The sequence below is a fragment of the Tatumella sp. UBA2305 genome, from assembly GCF_002345795.1.
GTDB lineage: Bacteria > Pseudomonadota > Gammaproteobacteria > Enterobacterales > Enterobacteriaceae > Tatumella > Tatumella morbirosei.
In genome coordinates this window covers 1-21225 of record NZ_DDVT01000027.1, presented here as the reverse complement: position 1 = coordinate 21225, position 21225 = coordinate 1, and the positions used below count along the sequence as shown (strand labels likewise).

Here is a 21225-nt window from a genome sequence, read left to right as displayed (position 1 = left end):
CCCCTTAAGACTGCAAGACGTCTGCCAGGCGATCAAGACGGCCGCGAACGCTACCATCAATGACCATGTCACCAGCCTGGATGACTACGCCCGCAATTACAGACTTATCGATTTTGCAATTCAGCTTAACTTTGCGTGACAAACGTTTTTCCATCGCAGCACTGATTTTAGTCAGCTGCTCTTCACTCAATTCAGTGGCTGAAATAACATCAACCTCGGCAGTCGCTTCATAAGCGTCGCGTAATTGAATGAACTGTTCCAAAACCGCCGGAAGCGCTTTCAAACGTTTATTATTTGCCATCACCTTAATCAGGTTCTGGCCATTCTCATCGAGTTGATCACCGCAGATAGCAATAAAGGTTGATGATACTGCTTCAGGTGCTTTCGCGCCGGAAAGGATATCAGCAACTTGTTCATCACGTGCAACATCTGCAGAAAATGCCAGCATAGATTGCCAGCGATCAATACTTTGATGCTCAACAGCAAAGTCAAAAGCTGCTTTGGCGTAGGGGCGAGCTACAGTAGTAAATTCAGACATCAGCCCCTCCCTCCTTACAGTTCAGCGACCAGTTTATCAACGATGTCGCTGTTAGCAGCTTCATCAACGGAACGCTCAATAATCTTCTCGGCACCCGCAACGGCCAGTAACGCAACCTGCTTACGTAATTCTTCACGAGCACGTTTACGTTCAGCATCGATTTCGGACTGAGCCTGAGCAACGATTTTGTTACGTTCAGCTTCAGCTTCAGCTTTCGCTTCATCCAGAATCTGGGCACGACGTTTATTTGCCTGCTCGATAATCACCTGAGCATCTTCTTTGGCTTTTTTCAGCTGGTCGGACGCATTAGCCTGAGCGATATCCAGCTCTTTCTGAGCGCGTTCTGCTGAAGCGAGACTGTCAGCAACTTCTTTCTGACGTTTCTCGATAGCTGCCATAATCGGCGGCCATACGTACTTCATACAAAATGCGACGAACAGGATAAACGCAATGGCCTGGCCGAGGATTGTTGCATTAATATTCACAGCACAATGCCTCTTCTTAAGTTAGCTTGATCTGCCGCAACCAATTGCCTGGTCAGCGGCAGAATTCGTTCATTCGCGTTAAACCGCGCCATGAACAACCGTATTACCAGGCGTGACTAGGCGACAGCAAACATCACGTAGAGACCCAGACCTACAGCGATCATTGGGATAGCATCCACCAGACCCATAACAACAAAGAACTGAGTGCGCAGCAGTGGAATCAGGTCAGGCTGACGAGCAGCACCTTCCAAAAATTTACCCCCGAGGATGCCGATACCGATCGCAGCACCGATTGCCGCCAGACCCATCATAATAGCAGCAGCCATGTACAGCAGATCCATACTCACGTTTTCCATGACAGTCTCCAGTTTGTTTCAATAAAATCAGTTGTGTTGAGAGAAAAAATCAATGCTCTTCAGATGCCATCGAGAGATAGACAATCGTGAGGACCATGAAAATAAACGCCTGTAACGAGATAATCAAAATGTGGAAAATGGCCCATGGCACATTCAGAACCCACTGTGACCACCACGGTAACAGTCCCGCAATCAGGATAAAGATCAGTTCACCCGCATACATGTTACCAAACAGTCGCAGACCCAGAGATACTGGTTTAGACAGCAGGCTAACACCTTCAAGAATCAGGTTGATGGGGATAAAGATCGGGTGGTTGAAAGGCTGTAAAGTCAGTTCTTTAGCAAAACCACTTACGCCTTTCATTTTGATGCTGTAGAACAGAATCAAAATAAATACGCCCAACGCCATAGATAATGTGACATTCACGTCAGCGGACGGCACAACACGCAATGCCGGCAAACCAAGAACATGCTCACCCAGATAAGGCAGCAGATCGATTGGTAACAAATCCATGAAGTTCATTAAAAAGACCCAGACAAAAATTGTCAGAGCCAGCGGGGCGATAAGTTTGCTTTTGCCGTGATACATATCACGAACGTTGCCATCGACGAAACCAACAACCAGTTCAATAGCCGCCTGCAGTTTTCCCGGAACGCCGCTGGTGACGTGTTTTGCCACTTTACGGAACAGTACCAGAAAGACCAGACCCAGTACGACAGAGAAAAACATGGAATCCAGGTTTAACGTCCAGAAAGTTGCCGGAGCGTCGTGCGCATTCACCAACTGGAAAGTACGTAAATCAAGCTGCAAGTGCTGCAGGTGATGACTTATGTATTCCTGTGGGGTTGAGATTTCTCCTGCGGCCATGATGCATCTTACCCTTTTTTGTTAATTACAACCGGTGCAATGATTTGCACCACCAGCACCGATAACCAGCTCAGTCCAAGAGGCCAAAACACCGCCCCGAACACACCCAACGCCACAACAAGCAATACGATGGTGGTGAATACCTTGAGTACCTCACCTAATGCAAAGCTCCAGGCAACACGCCCTTTTGCTGGTAATTGCCCTTGCAGGCGCCAGGCCAGAAACGTAAACAGGACAGCCGGCAACCAGGCCGATAGCCCCCCTGCCAGAGCAGAAGCTCCCCAGTGAATGCTTTTCAAAGCAAAGAATGAACTGATGAGTAAAAAAGTCATCAGTTGAATAAGCAGCACTGTCCTTGCTAATCTCAAACTATAAAGAGATACAGACATTACTCTCTTACTCTCCCTTACTCATGTTGGGTATATCGTGTGCTTCACAAACTGCTGTGGTCACTCCCGGAGGAATGAACAGCAAAAGCCGTGCAAATTATACGGGGCACTCCTACGATTTCAATCTGTAAGTAGAGAAAAGGTGAACAATTATTTAAAATTCTTTCTGGAAAGGACTTTTTCCCAATAATCTTCGCCAAAAATCGCAGATTTACGGTGTTTTCACCCTGCCGCCCCGTGGTTTTCGCCTGTCCTGTCAGTGACTGCTTTTACGGTGAAATGGATATTACTCCTGAAAAACACAATTAACCTCACAAATCGTGTTGTTATTAGCGCGCACATTATTTCATTTTATTAGCAATTATTTTACAACTCAGTCAGGTATAGCATGACAGAAAAAGTTTAATGATTAAAAAAAAACAATAAATTAAAGTTTTTTCTGTATCATTAATTTCATATTTTCGCTGGAATTATAAATGTTATTTTTATTGCGGGAAAAAGCAGAATAAACGAGAAAAAACTCACAACAGATCAGTAAATCGATAAAAAGGGATTGAACCGATCAATCCCCATGAAAAAACCGTCAGCAATAACGGTCCGAACATCAATTAACGACGATCAACCCGCCATCTGCTCTTTGATACTCCGGGCATTTTTGACAATGCTCGAGACTCCTAACCCAATACCGGCCGTCGCCAGAATAGGTGATAAACCCACAATCGCGCCAATGCCAGCCCCTAATATGGCGCCTGATGTTTTAAAATTTGAACTCAGATTACGTGAAGCGTAACCGGAATCTACAATTGAGCCAATCGTAAAACCCATTAAAGCGCCAATAGGACCGGTGATAAATGTAAACAAACCACCACTGACCTGATTCGATTCGATCACTGAAAGCTCTTTCATAAAATATCCTTATTTAAACAATGAGTTGATTACATTTTAAGGCGTGAAATCATTCACTCCTGTTCGGATAGCAGAAACTATCACTTTGTTAATTTATATCAAACAAAATGCTTAGTAAACAATAAGATACAAAGATAAAAATAATTAAAACCAGGAGGTATTGTACTAAGCTAAAAATGATCATATTACTTTATGTTTTTTGGGGTTTTTAAGTTCTGGTGGGAAAAATACCTATAAATCAGAGTATAAGATTCCAGTTAAAACCATTTAATTCATAAAGATATAATGACTTAAAGCATGAGTTTACTAAATTTCAGATAACACAGACTTTCATGCTGTTCAGGTAATTATCCCATTAACGAAACCTGTACTTAGTGCGAAAAAACAGGCAAATGTTGTTAGCTGATAGTCCGCTATCAATACAGAATGATTAATCATTGTCTGAGAAATATCGACCAGAGTACCGAATCTGGCGGTGATTGCTGTTTAACATGGTTTTTAGAGGGGAATAAGGATGACCCACGGTGATTATGTGCAAACGGAAAAATCTAAAACAGAGTGATACCTGAAGGCTTCAGGCATCACTTAATCGGCATTTAGTGTTGGCTAAGTATGACCAGATGGCGTTCACCTTCCAGTTCAGGCACCTGCAATGTTATAACCTGCTCAACACGGAGATGGTCGGGTAATGCCGACAGCTCATCTTCCGGCACAACCCCTTTTAGAGCATAGAAACGGCCCTGCTCTGCAGCAGGCAGATGACCACACCAGTTGACCATATCCTGTAACGAAGCAAAGGCTCTGCTGATAACACCGTCAAACAAAGGCTGATCAGTGAACGCCTCCACCCTGCTCTGAACAGGGATAATATTATCCAGATTAAGTTCATGCTGAACCTGACGTAAAAAACGAACCCGTTTTCCCAGGCTGTCGAGCAAGGTAAAACGGGCCCCTGGGCAGACAATTGCCAGCGGGATACCAGGTAAACCCGGGCCGGTTCCCACATCAATGAACTTTTCCCCTTTCAGATACGGAGCAACGACAATGCTGTCCATAATATGACGAATCAGCATTTGCTGAGGGTCACGAACAGAGGTGAGATTGTAGGCTTTATTCCATTTATCCAGTAAGCCTACATAGCCAACAAGTTGTTGTTTTTGCTGATCGGTTAGCGTAATGCCAGCCTTATTAAGCAATGCAGAAAGTGTATTAATCACGGGGAATTCCTGTTTTCAGAGGAAACCCGCCGGTTTCCTCTGTTGTCGCTAAGAACTCAGGCGCTTTTACGCAGTAAGCCCTGTTTTTTCAGATAGATCAGCAAAATAGAGATTGCCGCAGGGGTGATCCCTGAAATCCGGGATGCCTGACCGATAGAAGAAGGTTTATGATCGTTGAGTTTGGCGATCACTTCGTTGGAAAGCCCGCTGACATTCCGGTAATCAAGATCGGTAGGTAACAGCGTGTTTTCGTTGCGCTGCTGACGATCGATTTCTTCTTTCTGACGGGCAATATAACCTTCATATTTTACCTGAATCTCAACCTGCTCAGCAGCCAATGGATTGGTCAGTGAAGGGCCGAAAGCCGGTAACGTCACCAATTGAGAATAAGTGAGTTCAGGACGGCGCAGTAAATCTTCTCCGTTAGCCTCTTTGGTCAGATCTGCGCTCAGCAGGCTGTTAACCTCAGAAACGATATCAGATTTAGGATGGACCCAGATATCCCGAAGCCGCTGGCGCTCAAGTTCTATCGATTCGAGCTTCTGATTAAAGCTCGCCCAACGGTCGTCATTGACCAGACCCAGTTCACGCCCAATCGCCGTCAGGCGTAAATCCGCATTATCTTCACGCAGCATCAAACGGTATTCGGCACGCGAGGTAAACATCCGGTAGGGCTCTTTGGTACCCAGTGTGCACAGATCATCCACCAGTACTCCGAGATAAGCCTCGTCACGACGTGGAGTCCAGCCCTCTTTATCTGCAGAATAACGACCTGCGTTTAAGCCAGCCAGCATTCCCTGAGCGGCTGCTTCTTCATAGCCAGTGGTACCGTTAATCTGACCGGCAAAAAATAAGCCATGGATGTATTTGCTTTCCAGAGTCGGTTTCAGGTCACGAGGGTCGAAGAAATCATACTCAATCGCATAACCCGGGCGAACGATCTTCGCATTTTCCAGACCCTGCATGGAACGGACAATTTTCATCTGCACGTCAAACGGAAGACTGGTTGAAATTCCGTTCGGGTAGATTTCATTACTGGTCAGTCCTTCCGGCTCAAGGAAGATCTGATGCGCATTACGATCCGCAAAGCGCATTACTTTATCTTCGATAGACGGGCAGTAACGAGGGCCGATCCCTTCGATCACTCCGGCATACATCGGACTGCGGTCGAGGTTATTACGGATCACATCATGAGTGGCTTCGTTAGTATGGGTGATATAACAGGCCATCTGTGCCGGATGATCCGAGGCTTTACCCATAAACGAAAATACCGGCATAGGATCATCACCATGCTGCGCTGCCAGTACAGAGAAATCGATAGTTCTGGCATCAATTCGTGGCGGAGTCCCGGTTTTCAGACGACTGACACGCAGTGGCAGTTCACGTAACCGTCGTGCCAGAGGGATGGAGGGTGGATCACCGGCACGTCCGCCGCTGTAATTGTCCATTCCGATATGAATTTTACCGTCCAGGAAAGTCCCGACAGTAAGTACTACGGCTTTGGCACGGAAACGTAATCCCATCTGAGTCACAGCACCTACGACCTGATCATTTTCTACAATCAGGTCTTCCACCGCTTGCTGAAAGATCATCAGATTCGGCTGGTTTTCCAGTGCGGTTCTGACAGCCTGACGGTAAAGCACACGGTCAGCCTGAGCACGGGTAGCACGGACAGCAGGTCCTTTGCTGCTGTTTAGTATTCTAAACTGAATGCCGGCTTTATCGATAGCTTCAGCCATCAGACCGCCCATAGCATCAACTTCTTTCACCAGATGTCCCTTGCCGATCCCGCCGATCGCCGGATTACAAGACATTTGTCCCAGCGTATCGATATTGTGGGTCAGTAGCAGGGTTTGCTGACCCATACGGGCAGCTGCCATCGCGGCTTCCGTTCCTGCATGACCACCACCAATGATGATGACGTCAAAAGGATCTGGATAAAACATGAAGTGATACCTCGGTAAATTAACGGGTGGGATCATATCCCGGCAGTGGATTCTACTTAAATTCCGGGTTTTGCGAAAGTGGCAGGATCCTAAGCTTTTAAAAGAAAGATCTTTATTTTATGTATGATCTTTCTGTTAGATCTCTTATTAGGATCGCCCGATCTTGTGGGTAAGTACCAATTCCCTATAGTTAACAGTAAGCTAATAAGGATCGAATGCTGTGAATGATCGGTGTGCCTGTCGCGAATAAGCTGAGATCAAAATAGCCACTTATGCACAGCTCAAAAAAGCATCTCAGGTTATTCATTGGATAACTACCGGTTATACGCAATATAACAGGCTAGTTATCCACAGAAATAATGATAAAAAAGATCATGAAACAGCACTATTCACCACGGATCATGACAATTAAACGATCAACAGCCACTGAAAGATGATCTTAAATCAGGTTTTTCCAGTGTGATAACCATTCACTGGCCGGGTCTTCAGGGACGTCATGTAACAAAACATCAATCTCCAGACGATCGCCGATCCTTGTCGCCCCAAGAGACTGAAGTAACTGATCCAGAGTTCTGATCGCGCCGCAAAACAGATCGTACTCGTGATTCCCCAGACCTATCGCCCCGTACCTTACCTCTGACAGATCCGGTTGCTGTTCTTTAAGTGCTTCCCAGAAGGGTAAAAGATTATCCGGGATTTCGCCGGCACCATGTGTGGATGTCACCAGTAACCAAAATCCTTTGGTGGGAACATCTTCGAGTGCGGGTCCGTGAAGGATTTCTCCGGAGATATCATCTTCTTCAAGTAGTGCTGCTAATTCTTCAGCAACGTACTCAGCACTGCCCAGGGTGCTGCCTGTGATAAACGTAATATCCGCCATCGGTCTTCCCTCTGTTAAAGGCCGCATTGTACGCTGTGATCAAGCAGTGATCCACCTGTGGACAACAAGGTTATTCATTTTTATTTTTTACAGAAAAGGCAGATAAAGCAGGGACCTGTGCGGGTATAAGGTTATCCACACAGATCCTGCTGGTCAGGGTTTGATTGTACGGCTGATGGGGTTTTGCAATGAGATAAGGGTTTCGGTTGACTGGATTTCATCAATGGTTTGAATTTTATTGATCAGAACCTGTTGCAGCGCATCTATTGAGCGGCACATTACTTTAATAAAAATACTGTAATGACCCGTGGTATACCAGGCCTCGACCACTTCATCCAGAGCTTTCAGTTTACTTAGCGCTGACGGATAATCCCTGGCACTCTTCAGAATAATGCCGATAAAGCAACATACGTCAAACCCCAGTTTCCGGGGGTCTACATCAATACGGGTACCAAGAATAATCCCGGCCTGACGCATTTTTTCGACCCGGACATGGATAGTCCCTGCGCTGACATTAAACTGCTTAGCCAGCTCCGCATAAGCGGTTCTGGCATTATTCAGTAACACATTCAGAATATCGCGATCGAGCTGATCGAGTTGCATCACATCCGCCATTTTTTTTCCTTAATCATCCAGCCACAGGATGCCGTATACAGCATCAGCAGGAGTGACAGTAATGCGGATAAGTAGTGCTGGCAAGTGACGTAAAGCGGATCAGCGTTTTATACGTCGTAGCAGGCGTGTTCTGAGGCGGGTATCGAACTTCCAGATATGGTCAAATATTTGCAGTATTCCGGGTTTGCCGTGCACTGACATTGATACCGCATGGAATCGTTGTTTACTCTGCTGCTGGTGGTGTGAGACCCGCTGTATCAGCTTCTCAGGCAGACGCTGAGCAATAAAGTCAGAAATGATGACGGCATCAGCCTCCAGCCAGGCCGGAAGTTCCATCTTATCCAGTACGGTACTCAGACACAGCGCCAGATCAGTTCCACCGCGAAAACGCTGGCTGAGAAAACGCATAGCCTGTTCAAGTCCGTTGTCGGCGGTCAGTTCATAACTGATCACTTCATGGGCGAACAGCATAATAAAACAGCCGCGTTTTTCTGCCAGGGCGATTTTTAGCAGTGCGAGGCAAAAAGCCTTGGCACAGCGTTCATTAAACCCTCCCATCGAGCCGGAGGTATCGACGCAGACAATAAACGGGCCTTTAGGGTGTTGCTCTTTGTGCCGGTAAGTGACCGGTCGTTGCCGGATATCCTGACGGACTGATTCCCCCTGTAACTGATAGGTTAACAGACGCTTTTCCACCAGCCGACGGTAAAATTCCAGTTCCAGTTCCGTCATACTCAGCGCCGCCAGTTCAGGCGGCAATAAGCGCAAAACATCATCGCTCTGGTGAATACCACTCACTTCTTCCGGCACGGCTTCGGTTTCCCTGATCTCAACGGTCTGCTGACCAGGTGGGGCTTTCTCCGTAGGAATGGCCTGTGCTTCTCTGCTGCGACCTAACCGTTCAGCGAGTGTCTGTAATTCATGGTGAGTGCTCAGGAATTCGCTGTATTGAATAATTAAGTCCGTATCGCCTTTTTGCAGCGGTGCCTTACTCATGTCCCACAAATGTCCGGCGGCGGCTTCTTCATCTTCGGCCAGCAGAGGGGTGAGCTGGCCGGAGAGAGCCATGCGTTGCTGTAATTCGGCGATAAGCTTATCCCGCTGAGCTTCCAGCAGACCTTCATTTAATGTCACGGTTTGCAGCGTAAGATTCAGTCGCCAACGCTGGAAGAACAGGGTGTGCTGGGCGACGGTCAGTACATCTTTATCCGCCTGTTCAGCCAGTTTTTCTGCTTCTTCGGTAAAGGGGGAATTCAGCTGTTCCAGTTGCGTCAGAGTCGCGGATAAATTCTGGCTAAATGCATATAAACTCAGAGACTTTTGCTGAGTAAATAAACGGAATTCCTGTGCCAGGCTGGCGGGGACCGGGGTGTTTTTTTGCTCTTCACTGATAGCGGCCCGGATACCGGGCAGATCGCGCAGCAGGGCCTTTTTTAATGCCGGACTTTTTTCAAGGAAGACCACTAATTGCGGGGCTGCCAGCAGTGCCGACAGAAAATCATTAATTGAATCGTAGTTGTTAAAAGTTAACAGGTTTAACAGGGTATCGATGGAGATCATTGGGTAGCCTGCTCAATCTGTTCAGCAACATCCTGCAGGCTGCGTTCAATCACTGCCAGCCACTCGTCATCAATAAATAAACAATGTTGTTGCTGGCGAAATTGCAGACGCTGAGCTTGCAACTGCTCTTTCAGTTCGTTCAGTCCGTGCGTAATTTCCTCCGGAATTTCCTGGCCGGTCTCGTGGGGGACGGTACTGAGTAACGACGACTGCAGGCTGATATCTCTGATATTCAGACAGTCCCGGTCATCAATATATAAATCCAGCGGCTGAGAAAACCCCATTCCATTAAGTTGCCCTTTTATTTCTCCTCCCCTGACTAACCACTGGTTCAGGTCCTCTCTGACGATCACCAGGTGGTTGATTTTCTGATCATGCAGGATCAGTGTTTTTTGCAGTATCAGCGTTAGCTTATCTCCTCCGGGCAAATCAGGCAGAATATGGTGAGGTTTACGGCTGAAGAGTGTGTTCTGTTTTTCCAGCTTCACGGCTCTCTCAAGGCTCATTTGTTGCTGAAGAGCCAGTTTTCGGGCCTGAAGCTGGTGGAGTCTGACCAGCATAGCTTGTTGTCGCCAGCCATGTCCGGTGACAAGCTCTGTTATTTCACGTTCCACCAGCAGCATGGTGGCATTGTCGTGCCACAGACAGTCTTTTAGTAAAATAAGATCGATCGGCGCTATCGACTGGCGACCGCTAAAATAAGCACTGGCCTGCAATAAATGGGTCGCTTTTTTCCATCGGCGATCGGAAACATAAGGAGCATCGGCAAGGTTTTCCAACTGACGCCGCAGCTGAAAGATAAGGTCAAAGACATTATCAGGTAAATTCACCTTTACTATCTCCTTCTGCCACTGATGATATTCCTCTTTGGTAATCCGCAGGGTTTCTTCTGCGGAAGAAAAGGATTCTTCCCCGGACTGTACCAGCATGCTACGGAAATTATTTTTACTGCTAACGTTATCCAGCCTCAAACGAATCAGCATCCGGTCATACAAGGCCGCCAGACCACTGTCTGCGTCCGGTAATTCATTAGAAGCGGCAATCAGTAGCCGCATCGGGATGGTAGTTTCATGATCACCGTTACGGAAGCGCCGTTCATTTATCGCGGTGAGTAAGGTGTTGAGGATTGCCGGGCCTGCTTTCCAGATCTCATCCAGAAACACTATTTCAGCTTCAGGCAGATAGCCGTGGGTCAGTCGCTGATAGCGACCTTCATCTTTCAAAGCCTGAATGGATAACGGACCAAACACCTCTTCGGGGGTAGAAAATCGGGTCATCAGGTATTCAAACGCACTGGCATCCAGGAAAGCGTATTTTAACCGGCGGGCAATCAGGCTCTTTGCAATCCCCGGAGGACCCATCAGAAATACACTTTCACCGGCTAATGCTGCCAGCAGACACAACCGGATAGTATGGTGTCTTTCATACAGACCTTTTTCCAGCATATTGCTGAGGCGTGTAATTCTGTCAGCTAAAAGATGAGTCAGTGCCATAATAGTTATGAAGTCCTTGTAAGAGTCGCCGGGTCTGCATTCCGGCAGAGATTTTCCTGAATCAGTACAATGCCAGTCGTAAGGGGTTAGGGTAAACGTTCATAGTAAGATTTCTTAAACTGAGTATGGTTCACCGGCCTGCGCAGTATGGATTTTCGGTGCCATTTTATAATAACCGGGTGGGTTTTCAGATGAATAAGTGCATACTGTGCCACTTTGGCAAGCAGTTAAGCACCTGTTTACGGGATAGGTTAAAAACAAGATAAAATGATATGAGCTCAAATAACAAACAATCGACCGGCGCACTGACGCTAGCAGCTATCGGGGTGGTGTATGGTGATATTGGTACCAGCCCACTGTATACATTGCGTGAGTGCCTTTCAGGACAATTTGGATTTGGCATTGAGCAGCAGTCAGTATTTGGCTTTCTGTCATTAATTTTTTGGTTATTGATTCTTGTCGTATCGTTAAAATATATTTGCTACGTGATGCGCGCTGATAACGCCGGAGAAGGGGGGATTCTGACCCTGATGTCTTTGGCGGGCAGAAATACCGGGGCCAGAGTAACAGCGATTCTGCTGATTATGGGGTTGGTCGGAGGGAGTTTCTTCTACGGTGAAGTGGTCATTACCCCGGCAATCTCGGTGATGTCAGCAATTGAAGGGCTGGAAATTGCGGCTCCGTCGCTCGACAGTTACATTGTTCCGTTGTCAATTGCGGTATTAACCCTACTATTTCTTATCCAGAAACATGGCACCGGGCTGGTGGGCAAGATGTTTGCTCCGGTCATGTTGTTGTGGTTTATCGTGCTGGCGGTTCTTGGAGCGAACAGTATTTTCCACAACCCTGTCGTACTGCGGGCGCTTAACCCCTGGTATGCCGTCGAGTTTTTCCTCCATTATAAAAGTGTTTCGTTCTTTGCTTTGGGCGCGGTGGTGCTATCTATCACCGGAGTCGAGGCACTCTACGCAGACATGGGACATTTCGGTAAACTCCCGATCCGGATTGCCTGGTTCGGAGCGGTGCTTCCTTCACTGGTGATAAACTATTTTGGCCAGGGGGCATTACTGCTAGCCCATCCTGAGGCTATCAAAAACCCGTTCTTCCTGCTGGCGCCTGACTGGGCCCTGATACCTATGCTATTGCTGGCCACCCTGGCCACCGTGATTGCTTCTCAGGCGGTGATTTCCGGGGTGTTCTCGCTGACCCGCCAGGCGGTACGTTTAGGCTATCTGCCACCAATGCGTATTATCCATACCTCGGAGATGGAATCAGGACAGATTTACGTGCCGGTCATTAACTGGCTGCTGTATATCGCAGTACTGCTGGTGATCATCAGCTTCCGTCACTCAAGCAACCTTGCGGCAGCTTATGGTATTGCCGTGACCGGTACGATGATCCTGACCACCATACTTTCCTGTACCGTGGCGCGTAAAAACTGGCGCTGGAATATTTTTCCTGTTTTGCTGATTTTTATCGTCCTGATGTGTATTGATGTACCGTTGTTCAGCGCTAACCTGATCAAGATATTCTCCGGCGGCTGGTTACCGCTTTGTCTGGCGCTGGTAATGTTTATCATTATGACGACCTGGAAAAGCGAACGATTCAGGGTGCTCCGAAGGATGCATGAACACGGTAACTCCCTGGAGGCGATGATAGCTTCTCTGGAGAAAAATCCACCGGTCAGAGTGCCCGGTACCGCAGTCTTTATGTCCAGAGTGCTGAATGTCATTCCGTTTGCCATGCTGCATAACCTGAAGCACAACAAAGTGCTGCATGAACGGGTGGTGTTACTGACCCTGCGTACCGAAGACGCGCCTTATGTTCATAATGTGCGGCGTGTCACCATAGAACAGTTATCTCCGACTTTCTGGCGGGTGGTCGCCAGCTATGGCTGGCGCGAAACACCGAACGTTGAGGAAATTTTCCACCGTTGTGGGTTAGAAGGCCTGAATTGTCGGATGATGGATACCTCATTCTTTATGTCGAGGGAGTCGCTGATTCTTGGGAAACGGCCCTGGTATCTGCAACTGCGTGGCAAGTTGTTCCTGGCCTTACAACGGAATGCCCTGCGTGCTCCTGATCAGTTTGAAATCCCGCCTAACAGGGTGATTGAACTGGGGACTCAGGTAGAATTTTAGCTATTGTGGAGCGGTCTTAAGCAGACCGCTCCCTGACTGACTGCAAACCATACTCTTAACTCTGTGGTTCAACGACCAGAATTCATCTTTGTGCCTGCGTCGTTGTATTTATCTTACTGTTTTATCTTCGGTTTTACTGACGCGTCAGTATCTGTTCCTGCCGTTATTCCCATTATTGGCGATGCCTGCGATGAGGCAACCCCTCTCTCCGGGGTCGCTGCGAAATGTTTGGATAGCCATCACAGATTCGTTATATCCCGATTGTTTTCCCCCAGTGGTTACTTAAACTCCACTCAGCGAAACGTTTCGCTGGGGAGTAAAAAATGAAAAAAGGCAGCTTACTGAACTCCGATATTTCGTCTGTGATTTCACGTTTAGGGCATACCGACAGCCTGACCATCAGTGATGCGGGATTACCTGTCCCGCAGGGCCCGCGGCGCATCGATCTCGCTCTGACTGCCGGGATCCCCGGTTTTTTACAGGTTGTTAAAACGGTGACGGACGAATTGCAGGTAGAGAGTGTCATTCTTGCGGAAGAGATGTTGCAGCATAACCCGTGCCTGCACAGTGACCTGCTTAACCTGCTCGAATCTTTGCAACAGCAGCAGGGTAATACCATCGATATCAGTTATGTCAGTCATCAGCAGTTCAAAGAAAAAACACGGTGCAGTCAGGCGGTTATTCGCAGCGGAGAGTGCACACCCTACGCGAATATTATCCTTAATGCTGGCGTGACCTTCTGAGGGTGTTATGCAACCTTTATTGCAACTTAAAGGTATTGAGAAATCCTTCCCCGGAGTGAAAGCCTTGTCCGGGGCTGCTATTTCTGTCTATCCCGGTCGGGTAATGGCGCTGGTGGGCGAAAATGGCGCCGGAAAATCGACCATGATGAAAGTGCTGACGGGTATTTATTCCCGTGATGCCGGCAGCTTCGAGTGGCTGGGCAAAGAGATGATGTTCGACAGCCCTAAAGCCTCCCAGGAGGCCGGGATTGGGATTATTCACCAGGAACTTAACCTGATTCCCCAGTTGAGTGTGGCAGAAAATATTTTCCTGGGACGGGAGTTTGTGAACCGCTTCGGCTGCATTCAGTGGAAACAGATGTATCAGCAGGCAGATGAATTAATGAAACGCCTGAATTTGCGCTTCAGCAGCCATAAGCGAGTGGAGGAGTTATCCATTGGTGATCAGCAGATGGTTGAGATTGCTAAAGTGCTGAGTTTTGAATCCAAAGTGATAATCATGGATGAACCCACTGATGCGCTGACGGATACCGAAACGGCGTCCTTATTCCGGGTCATTAATGAGCTGAAATCCCGGGGGTGCGGCATTGTTTACATCTCTCACAGAATGAAAGAAATTTTCGAAATCTGCGATGACGTGACGATTTTTCGCGATGGTCAGTTTATTGCCGAGCGGCCGGTCAACACGCTGAGTGAAGATTCACTGATTGAGATGATGGTCGGTCGCAAACTGGAAGAACAATATCCCAGACTGGATAAATCGCCAGGGGGGACCCTGATGGCAGTGGAGAATCTCAGTGGTTCCGGAGTAGAGAATGTCAGCTTTACCCTACGGAAAGGCGAAATTTTGGGAGTCTCCGGCCTGATGGGGGCAGGACGTACAGAATTAATGAAAGTGCTTTATGGTGCGCTACCACGCACTGCCGGCACAGTGACTCTGGAGGGCAAACCTGTGATGGCCCGTACTCCGGAAAAGGGGCTACAGAACGGTATTGTCTATATCTCGGAAGACCGCAAACGTGATGGGCTGATACCGGGGATGTCGGTCAAGGAGAACATGTCGCTGACGGCTCTTAAGTATTTCAGTCACATGGGGGGGCGTCTGAAACATGCCGCGGAACAACTGGCGGTGAGCGACTTTATTAAGCTGTTTAACATTAAAACCCCCTCGATGGAACAGACCGTGGGTCTGCTCTCCGGGGGAAATCAGCAGAAAATTGCGATCGCCCGTGGCCTGATGACCCGGCCGAAAGTCCTAATCCTCGACGAACCTACCCGTGGAGTGGATGTCGGTGCAAAGAAAGAGATTTATCAGTTGATCAATCAGTTTAAAGAAGAGGGGATGAGCATCATTCTGGTGTCTTCTGAAATGCCAGAGGTCCTGGGGATGAGTGACCGGATACTGGTGATGCATGAAGGACGACTGAGTGGTGACTTCACGATAGAACAAGCCTCACAGGAAATTCTGATGGCGGCAGCAGTAGGTAAACAACACATCGCGGAGCTGGCATAATATGAGTACGCACACCATCCCTTCACGCCGCCTGTTCAGTAAGGCCTGGCTACTTGAACAAAAATCACTGATAGCACTGCTGGTGCTGATTGCCATTGTCTCCGGCATGAGCCACAACTTTTTCACCCTGGCTAACCTGTTCAATATTCTGCAACAGACCTCGGTTAACGCCATTATGGCGGTAGGGATGACGCTGGTTATTCTGACCTCAGGTATCGATCTTTCCGTCGGTTCTCTTCTGGCATTGACCGGCGCGGTGGCGGCATCGCTGGTGGGCATGGAAGTTAATGCACTGCTGGCTATTGCCGCATCACTGTTACTGGGGGCATTTATCGGCGGGATTACCGGCGTCATAGTGGCTAAAGGCAAGGTTCAGGCTTTTATTGCCACGCTGGTCATGATGTTACTGCTGCGGGGCGTCACGATGGTATACACCAATGGCAGTCCGATCAGTACGGGGTTTAGTGATAATTCAGATCTGTTTGGTTGGTTCGGTATTGGTCGTCCGTTAGGCGTGCCAACCCCGGTCTGGCTGATGGCTATCATCTTCCTTGCAGCATGGTACATGCTCCATCACACACGGCTGGGGCGCTATATCTATGCGCTGGGTGGCAACGAAGCAGCAACCCGTCTCTCCGGGATTAGCGTTAACCGGATAAAAATCATTGTTTATGCGCTGTGTGGCATGCTGGCTGCGCTGGCCGGAACCATTGAAGTGGCGCGTCTTTCTTCGGCACAACCGACGGCAGGTACCGGCTATGAGCTGGATGCTATCGCGGCTGTAGTGCTTGGAGGGACCAGCCTGTCCGGAGGTAAAGGAAGGATTGTGGGTACTCTGATTGGTGCGCTAATCCTTGGTTTTCTCAATAACGGGCTGAATCTGATTGGTGTTTCTTCTTACTACCAAATGATCGTCAAAGCTGTAGTGATTTTACTGGCGGTGCTGGTAGACAACAAAAGCAGTAAATGATTGATTACCCTACAGGATTAATAATATGAAAAAACTCACTGCACTGGCCTTACTGTTAGGCGCAACATTAAGTACACAGGCGCTGGCTAAAGAGACTATCGCACTAGTGATTTCCACGCTGGATAACCCTTTCTTCGTCTCTCTTAAAGACGGTGCGCAGAAAGAAGCCGACAAGCTGGGATATAACCTGGTAGTGCTGGATTCGCAGAATAACCCGGCGAAAGAACTGGCGAACGTACAGGATTTGATGGTTCGCGGGACCAAAGCCATTTTGATTAATCCCACTGATTCTGATGCAGTAGGTAATTCGGTAAAAATTGCTAATCAGGCGCATATCCCGGTGATCACGCTTGACCGTGCAGCCAGTCAGGGTAAGGTTGTCAGCCATATTGCCTCTGATAATGTAGCGGGCGGTAAAATGGCGGGTGACTTCATTGCTAAGCAACTGGGTGACGGTGCAAAAGTGATTGAACTGGAAGGGATTGCCGGAACGTCGGTCGCCCGTGAACGTGGTGAAGGTTTCAAACAGGCGTCTGAAGCCCATAAATTCGATATTATTGCCAGTCAGCCTGCCGATTTCGACAGAACTAAAGGTCTGAATGTCATGCAAAACCTGCTGACTGCTCATCCGGATGTTCAGGCGGTATTTGCCCAGAATGATGAAATGGCACTGGGTGCAATGCGGGCGCTGCAAACTGCCGGTAAGTCCGGTGTGTTGGTGGTAGGCTTTGACGGAACACCTGATGGTGTGAAAGCCGTTCAAAGTGGCAAACTGGCAGCCACAGTGGCTCAGTTGCCGGAGAAAATTGGTGAAATTGGTGTAGATACGGCGGATAAAGTGTTGAAAGGCCAACAGGTTGAGGCCCGGATTCCGGTGGATCTGAAGCTTATCACCAAATAAATCAGATCAAGTTTGATGCGCGCCACCTTCGGGTGGCGCATTTATCTGGACGAATTTCTTTATGAAAAAAACCGGTAAACTCGTTGTTCTTGGCAGTATTAATGTAGATCACATTGTGAGTCTGGTGCAGTTCCCGCGTCCGGGTGAGACGGTGACTGGCAAGCAATATCAGGTTGCTTTCGGTGGTAAAGGGGCGAATCAGGCTGTAGCGGCCGGCCGCAGTGGGGCAGATATTGCGTTTATTGCCTGTGTGGGCCAGGACGATATGGGGGAGCGTATTCGTCAACAACTTGCAGACGATCGTATTGATGTGACGCCTCTGGCCACCGTGGAAGGAGAATCCACCGGTGTTGCGTTGATTTTCGTGAATGGTGAAGGCGAAAACTCTATTGGAATTTATTCCGGAGCGAATGCTGCGTTGACACCTGACCGTGTTGATCAGCAGCATCAGGTGATTGCTGATGCGGATGCGTTGCTGATGCAACTGGAGTCTCCGTTAGACAGCGTGCTGGCTGCTGCACATATTGCCCGCCAGAATCGGACCCGGGTCATACTGAATCCGGCACCCGCGACAGAACTTTCAGATGAACTGTTGTCGCTGGTGGATATCATTACGCCAAATGAAACCGAAGCTCAGACTCTGACCGGAGTCACCGTAAAAACCGATGATGATGCCGCGAAAGCCGCACAGGTGCTGCATGATAAAGGTATCAGTTCTGTATTAATCACTCTTGGCCAGCGCGGGGTGTGGCTGAGTGAACAGGGGAGAGGACAGCGTATTCCGGGATTCCGTGTGGAGGCGATAGATACTATTGCCGCCGGAGATACGTTTAATGGCGCTCTGATTACGGCATTGCTGGAGAATAAAACCTTGGAACAATCGGTACGCTTTGCGCATGCTGCGGCTGCTATCGCCGTCACCCGTCATGGAGCACAGCCTTCCGTCCCCTGGCGGGATGAGATTGACCACTTTTTACAGGCTCAGGGCTAAAGATGGCTACCATGAAAGATGTGGCCAGGTTGGCGGGGGTATCCACATCCACCGTATCTCATGTCATTAATAATAACCGGTTCGTCAGTGACACGATTCGGGAGAAAGTGACCTCCGCTGTCAGCCAACTGAACTATGCCCCCTCAGCATTGGCGCGGAGCCTGAAAATGAATCAGACCCGAACGATTGGAATGTTGTTAACTGCCAGTAGTAACCCGTTTTACGCTGAAGTGGTGCGGGGAGTAGAACGGAGTTGCTATGAACGGGGATACAGCCTGATTCTGTGTAATACAGAAGGGGATAAGGACCGTATGGACCGAAGCCTCGAAACATTACTGCAAAAGCGGGTCGATGGATTACTTATTATGTGTACCGAAAGACGCCGGCCATCTGCTGAGATCCTTGGGCGTTACCCATCAATACCTTCTGTCATGATGGACTGGGCACCATTTGAAAGCAGCAGTGATATTATTCAGGATAACTCATTGCTCGGGGGAGAAATGGCCACCCGGCACCTGATTTCCCGGGGTTATACTCGGATTGCCTGTATCGCCGGGCCCGGGGATAAGACTTCTGCAGGTTTGCGTCTTGAAGGCTACAAACGAGCGATGGCTACGGCAAAGCTGGAGGTGCCGCCTGGTTATATCGTCGAAAGTGATTTTGAATTTGAGGGCGGCTTTAACGCGATGCAGCAGTTGCTGATGGTTGACCCACGCCCTCAGGCTGTTTTTACCAGCAATGATGCGATGGCTGTGGGGGGATACCAGGCCCTCTACCAGGCCGGATTAACTATTCCTCAGGATATGGCGGTGATGGGATATGATGATATTGAGCTGGCCCGCTATATGACGCCTCCGCTTAGCACGATACGTCAGCCTAAAGATGAACTGGGTGAACTGGCCATCGATACTCTCCTTCACCGAATGGAGACTCCTGATGCCAGCCAGCAATTGCTGGTACTGACACCAGAGTTAATGCTACGTGCCTCGGTGGGAGACGCTTAGCCTTTCTTCTTAGCGCGGTCGTTAATCAGATTTTTTCCATCTTCCGGTTTCAGCAGCAGGAACATAAACGCTGATAACAGGGTGATGACCCCCATGGTCATAAAGGTCGAATGGAAATGATTCAGAGTCGTACCGGAAAAACTCTGCCAGAAACTTAATACAGCTGCACTGACTGCTACCCCAAAACTGATGGATAACTGTTGTGTCACCGCCAGTACACTATTACCGGCACTGGCATTCTCATCGGTTAAATCTGCCAGGGTTATGGTGTTCATGGAGGTAAACTGCGTTGACATAAACATCCCCATGACAAACAGTGGGATCAGCAGCATCCATAACGGATGGGCCGGAGACTGCAATGAAAAGCTTGCGACGAACAAACCGATAATAATGGTCACGGTCACCAGTGTTTTACGATATCCCAGTAAACGTAGTACCCGTGTCACCAGCGATTTCGCCAGTATCGAACCTATTGCGGTAGGAACCATTATACAGCCAGCCAGTATTGCCGGATAACCAAAGCCTATCTGCAACATTAGTGGCATCAGGAATGGAATACATCCGGTACCCAACCGTGAAGCTATATTTCCGATAATACCAATTGAGAATGTTCGGGTCTTAAACATCGGCAGGCCAATGAGCGGCGCGGGATGGCGTTTGGCATGCCAGATGTAAGTCAGTAATAACAGAATCCCCACCAGTAATATGGCTGTAGCCAGTAATCCCGGGACCAGCCGTTCACCAAATAATTCAATACCTATAGAGATAGCCACTAACCCAAGCCCAAACAGTAAAAAGCCCGGGATATCAAACCGCCGTTTTGGGGTGGTAAAGTCGGGCATATATTTACGGGCAAAGAATATCCCGGCCAGGGCGATAGGAATGTTAATCAGAAATATCCAGTGCCATGTTGCATAGGTGACCAGCACACCTCCCAGTACAGGTCCTAACACTGGGCCGACCAGACCTGGCATAGTGACGAAATTGAGAATCGGCAGCAGTTCGCTTCGCGGATAAGCTCTTAATAAAGCAAGACGAGCCACCGGCATCATCATCGCTCCACCAATTCCCTGAATCACCCGTGAAATAACCAGTAAAGAGAGTGAACCGGATAAAGCACAAATCAGTGATCCCAGTGCAAACAGGCTAACCGCAGCGATAAAGACTTTTCGGGTACCGAAGCGGTCGGCAAGCCAGCCGCTCACAGGAATCAGCATAGCGACGGTCAGTGTGTAACTGATGACCGCAGATTGCATAGCTAAAGGAGGACGGTCAAGGCTGCGCGCTATCGCGGGTAATGCGGTGTTGAGAATTGTCGCATCCAGTGATTGCATGAAAAACGCCATGGCGGCTATCCAGGGCAGACCGGCCATACTACGTGCAGAACGAACCATTAAATTTCCTTTTGGCTGTGAGGGCTCTTTCCGGAGAGACCCCTTAGGCAAAGTTCTGTCATTATTCTAATGCGTTTCCACTAAGAATAATGAGTTTGCAGAAAAAAACGCAGATATTCGTGTCTTTCCTGAACAAATTGACTATTTTCCCTTCCTTGTGGGTAAAAAAACGACACTTGAAAATTATTTTAAAATAAACCCTTGCGGGAAAAATTAATCTCCCTATAATGCGCTCCCACTGACACGGCAAAGCGCGATGCGCCAAGGTGTGACAGGGACTGAAGTGATTCGGCCCGGAGAAAAAATCACGAAATA

At 48.4% G+C, this 21225-nt stretch carries 20 protein-coding genes; 7 read left to right on the top strand and 13 right to left on the bottom strand.

The features are described 5' to 3' along the window. Positions 1-4 precede the first annotated feature (4 nt). The 12 genes from atpH to ravA all read right to left on the bottom strand — a co-directional run bounded on the left by atpH (position 5) and on the right by ravA (position 11253). Positions 5-538, bottom strand: a complete 534-nt coding sequence (gene atpH / locus B3Z23_RS18520) for a F0F1 ATP synthase subunit delta (RefSeq protein ID WP_294912865.1) — start codon at positions 536-538, stop codon at positions 5-7. A 14-nt stretch (positions 539-552) separates the two neighbouring features. Next, entirely contained in the window at positions 553-1023 is a 471-nt protein-coding gene (atpF, locus tag B3Z23_RS18515; RefSeq protein WP_038016188.1) for a F0F1 ATP synthase subunit B, read from the bottom strand. A gap of 116 nt (positions 1024-1139) precedes the next feature. Then, entirely contained in the window at positions 1140-1379 is a 240-nt protein-coding gene (gene atpE / locus B3Z23_RS18510) for a F0F1 ATP synthase subunit C (protein WP_038016186.1), read from the bottom strand. A gap of 49 nt (positions 1380-1428) precedes the next feature. Beyond that, positions 1429-2247 carry a F0F1 ATP synthase subunit A gene (atpB, locus tag B3Z23_RS18505; protein ID WP_038016184.1) on the bottom strand — a complete coding sequence of 273 codons (819 nt, stop codon included), beginning with the start codon at positions 2245-2247 and terminating at the stop codon, positions 1429-1431. An 8-nt stretch (positions 2248-2255) separates the two neighbouring features. Continuing rightward, positions 2256-2636, bottom strand: a complete 381-nt coding sequence (gene atpI / locus B3Z23_RS18500; protein ID WP_038016182.1) for a F0F1 ATP synthase subunit I — start codon at positions 2634-2636, stop codon at positions 2256-2258. Between the two features lie 618 nt (positions 2637-3254). After that, complete coding sequence (locus B3Z23_RS18495; RefSeq protein WP_294912862.1) at positions 3255-3542, bottom strand: hypothetical protein; 288 nt, start codon at positions 3540-3542, stop codon at positions 3255-3257. Between the two features lie 596 nt (positions 3543-4138). Next, complete coding sequence (gene rsmG / locus B3Z23_RS18490) at positions 4139-4759, bottom strand: 16S rRNA (guanine(527)-N(7))-methyltransferase RsmG (protein WP_294912860.1); 621 nt, start codon at positions 4757-4759, stop codon at positions 4139-4141. 56 nt (positions 4760-4815) lie between these two features. Beyond that, the gene (gene mnmG / locus B3Z23_RS18485) at positions 4816-6705 is read right to left on the bottom strand and encodes a tRNA uridine-5-carboxymethylaminomethyl(34) synthesis enzyme MnmG (protein WP_294912858.1); all 1890 of its coding nucleotides are present in this window, start codon (positions 6703-6705) and stop codon (positions 4816-4818) included. A gap of 439 nt (positions 6706-7144) precedes the next feature. Beyond that, entirely contained in the window at positions 7145-7585 is a 441-nt protein-coding gene (gene mioC / locus B3Z23_RS18480; RefSeq protein ID WP_294912856.1) for an FMN-binding protein MioC, read from the bottom strand. A gap of 153 nt (positions 7586-7738) precedes the next feature. Continuing rightward, positions 7739-8200, bottom strand: a complete 462-nt coding sequence (gene asnC / locus B3Z23_RS18475) for a transcriptional regulator AsnC (protein ID WP_294912854.1) — start codon at positions 8198-8200, stop codon at positions 7739-7741. A gap of 99 nt (positions 8201-8299) precedes the next feature. Then, positions 8300-9760: an ATPase RavA stimulator ViaA gene (gene viaA, locus B3Z23_RS18470; RefSeq protein ID WP_294912851.1), complete on the bottom strand. Its 1461-nt coding sequence runs from the start codon at positions 9758-9760 to the stop codon at positions 8300-8302. Further along, the gene (gene ravA, locus B3Z23_RS18465) at positions 9757-11253 is read right to left on the bottom strand and encodes an ATPase RavA (RefSeq protein WP_294912849.1); all 1497 of its coding nucleotides are present in this window, start codon (positions 11251-11253) and stop codon (positions 9757-9759) included. Before ravA ends, viaA begins: the two co-directional genes overlap by 4 nt. 272 nt (positions 11254-11525) lie before the next feature. Here ravA and kup point away from each other — a divergent pair, with 272 nt between their 5' ends. From kup to rbsR, 7 genes are all read left to right on the top strand, one after another. After that, on the top strand, positions 11526-13394 hold the full coding sequence (gene kup, locus B3Z23_RS18460; protein WP_294912846.1) for a low affinity potassium transporter Kup: 1869 nt from the start codon (positions 11526-11528) through the stop codon (positions 13392-13394). A gap of 323 nt (positions 13395-13717) precedes the next feature. Further along, entirely contained in the window at positions 13718-14137 is a 420-nt protein-coding gene (gene rbsD, locus B3Z23_RS18455) for a D-ribose pyranase (protein WP_294912844.1), read from the top strand. Positions 14138-14144: 7 nt separating this feature from the next. Next, positions 14145-15650, top strand: a complete 1506-nt coding sequence (rbsA, locus tag B3Z23_RS18450; RefSeq protein WP_294912841.1) for a ribose ABC transporter ATP-binding protein RbsA — start codon at positions 14145-14147, stop codon at positions 15648-15650. A 1-nt stretch (position 15651) separates the two neighbouring features. Next, positions 15652-16620: a ribose ABC transporter permease gene (gene rbsC, locus B3Z23_RS18445; protein ID WP_294912839.1), complete on the top strand. Its 969-nt coding sequence runs from the start codon at positions 15652-15654 to the stop codon at positions 16618-16620. A 25-nt stretch (positions 16621-16645) separates the two neighbouring features. Then, on the top strand, positions 16646-17521 hold the full coding sequence (rbsB, locus tag B3Z23_RS18440; protein WP_294912836.1) for a ribose ABC transporter substrate-binding protein RbsB: 876 nt from the start codon (positions 16646-16648) through the stop codon (positions 17519-17521). Between the two features lie 61 nt (positions 17522-17582). Continuing rightward, the gene (gene rbsK / locus B3Z23_RS18435) at positions 17583-18512 is read left to right on the top strand and encodes a ribokinase (protein WP_294912833.1); all 930 of its coding nucleotides are present in this window, start codon (positions 17583-17585) and stop codon (positions 18510-18512) included. Positions 18513-18514: 2 nt separating this feature from the next. Next, on the top strand, positions 18515-19516 hold the full coding sequence (gene rbsR / locus B3Z23_RS18430; RefSeq protein WP_294912831.1) for a ribose operon transcriptional repressor RbsR: 1002 nt from the start codon (positions 18515-18517) through the stop codon (positions 19514-19516). Here the strand turns inward: rbsR and mdtD are convergent. After that, on the bottom strand, positions 19513-20910 hold the full coding sequence (gene mdtD, locus B3Z23_RS18425; RefSeq protein WP_294912828.1) for a multidrug transporter subunit MdtD: 1398 nt from the start codon (positions 20908-20910) through the stop codon (positions 19513-19515). The two genes, rbsR and mdtD, sit on opposite strands and share 4 nt — an antisense overlap. Between the last annotated feature and the right edge of the window lie 315 nt (positions 20911-21225).

What these genes read in the sequence shown, in the direction of transcription:
- mioC (WP_294912856.1), bottom strand. Translation starts at nt 7,585, where the DNA reads ATGGCGGATATTACGTTTATCACAGGCAGCACCCTGGGCAGTGCTGAG.
- mdtD (WP_294912828.1), bottom strand. Translation starts at nt 20,910, where the DNA reads ATGGTTCGTTCTGCACGTAGTATGGCCGGTCTGCCCTGGATAGCCGCC.
- atpH (WP_294912865.1), bottom strand. Translation starts at nt 538, where the DNA reads ATGTCTGAATTTACTACTGTAGCTCGCCCCTACGCCAAAGCAGCTTTT.
- rbsB (WP_294912836.1), top strand. Translation starts at nt 16,646, where the DNA reads ATGAAAAAACTCACTGCACTGGCCTTACTGTTAGGCGCAACATTAAGT.
- kup (WP_294912846.1), top strand. Translation starts at nt 11,526, where the DNA reads ATGAGCTCAAATAACAAACAATCGACCGGCGCACTGACGCTAGCAGCT.
- rbsA (WP_294912841.1), top strand. Translation starts at nt 14,145, where the DNA reads ATGCAACCTTTATTGCAACTTAAAGGTATTGAGAAATCCTTCCCCGGA.
- viaA (WP_294912851.1), bottom strand. Translation starts at nt 9,760, where the DNA reads ATGATCTCCATCGATACCCTGTTAAACCTGTTAACTTTTAACAACTAC.
- ravA (WP_294912849.1), bottom strand. Translation starts at nt 11,253, where the DNA reads ATGGCACTGACTCATCTTTTAGCTGACAGAATTACACGCCTCAGCAAT.
- atpB (WP_038016184.1), bottom strand. Translation starts at nt 2,247, where the DNA reads ATGGCCGCAGGAGAAATCTCAACCCCACAGGAATACATAAGTCATCAC.
- mnmG (WP_294912858.1), bottom strand. Translation starts at nt 6,705, where the DNA reads ATGTTTTATCCAGATCCTTTTGACGTCATCATCATTGGTGGTGGTCAT.
- rbsK (WP_294912833.1), top strand. Translation starts at nt 17,583, where the DNA reads ATGAAAAAAACCGGTAAACTCGTTGTTCTTGGCAGTATTAATGTAGAT.
- rbsR (WP_294912831.1), top strand. Translation starts at nt 18,515, where the DNA reads ATGGCTACCATGAAAGATGTGGCCAGGTTGGCGGGGGTATCCACATCC.
- atpI (WP_038016182.1), bottom strand. Translation starts at nt 2,636, where the DNA reads ATGTCTGTATCTCTTTATAGTTTGAGATTAGCAAGGACAGTGCTGCTT.
- rbsD (WP_294912844.1), top strand. Translation starts at nt 13,718, where the DNA reads ATGAAAAAAGGCAGCTTACTGAACTCCGATATTTCGTCTGTGATTTCA.
- rbsC (WP_294912839.1), top strand. Translation starts at nt 15,652, where the DNA reads ATGAGTACGCACACCATCCCTTCACGCCGCCTGTTCAGTAAGGCCTGG.
- asnC (WP_294912854.1), bottom strand. Translation starts at nt 8,200, where the DNA reads ATGGCGGATGTGATGCAACTCGATCAGCTCGATCGCGATATTCTGAAT.
- atpE (WP_038016186.1), bottom strand. Translation starts at nt 1,379, where the DNA reads ATGGAAAACGTGAGTATGGATCTGCTGTACATGGCTGCTGCTATTATG.
- B3Z23_RS18495 (WP_294912862.1), bottom strand. Translation starts at nt 3,542, where the DNA reads ATGAAAGAGCTTTCAGTGATCGAATCGAATCAGGTCAGTGGTGGTTTG.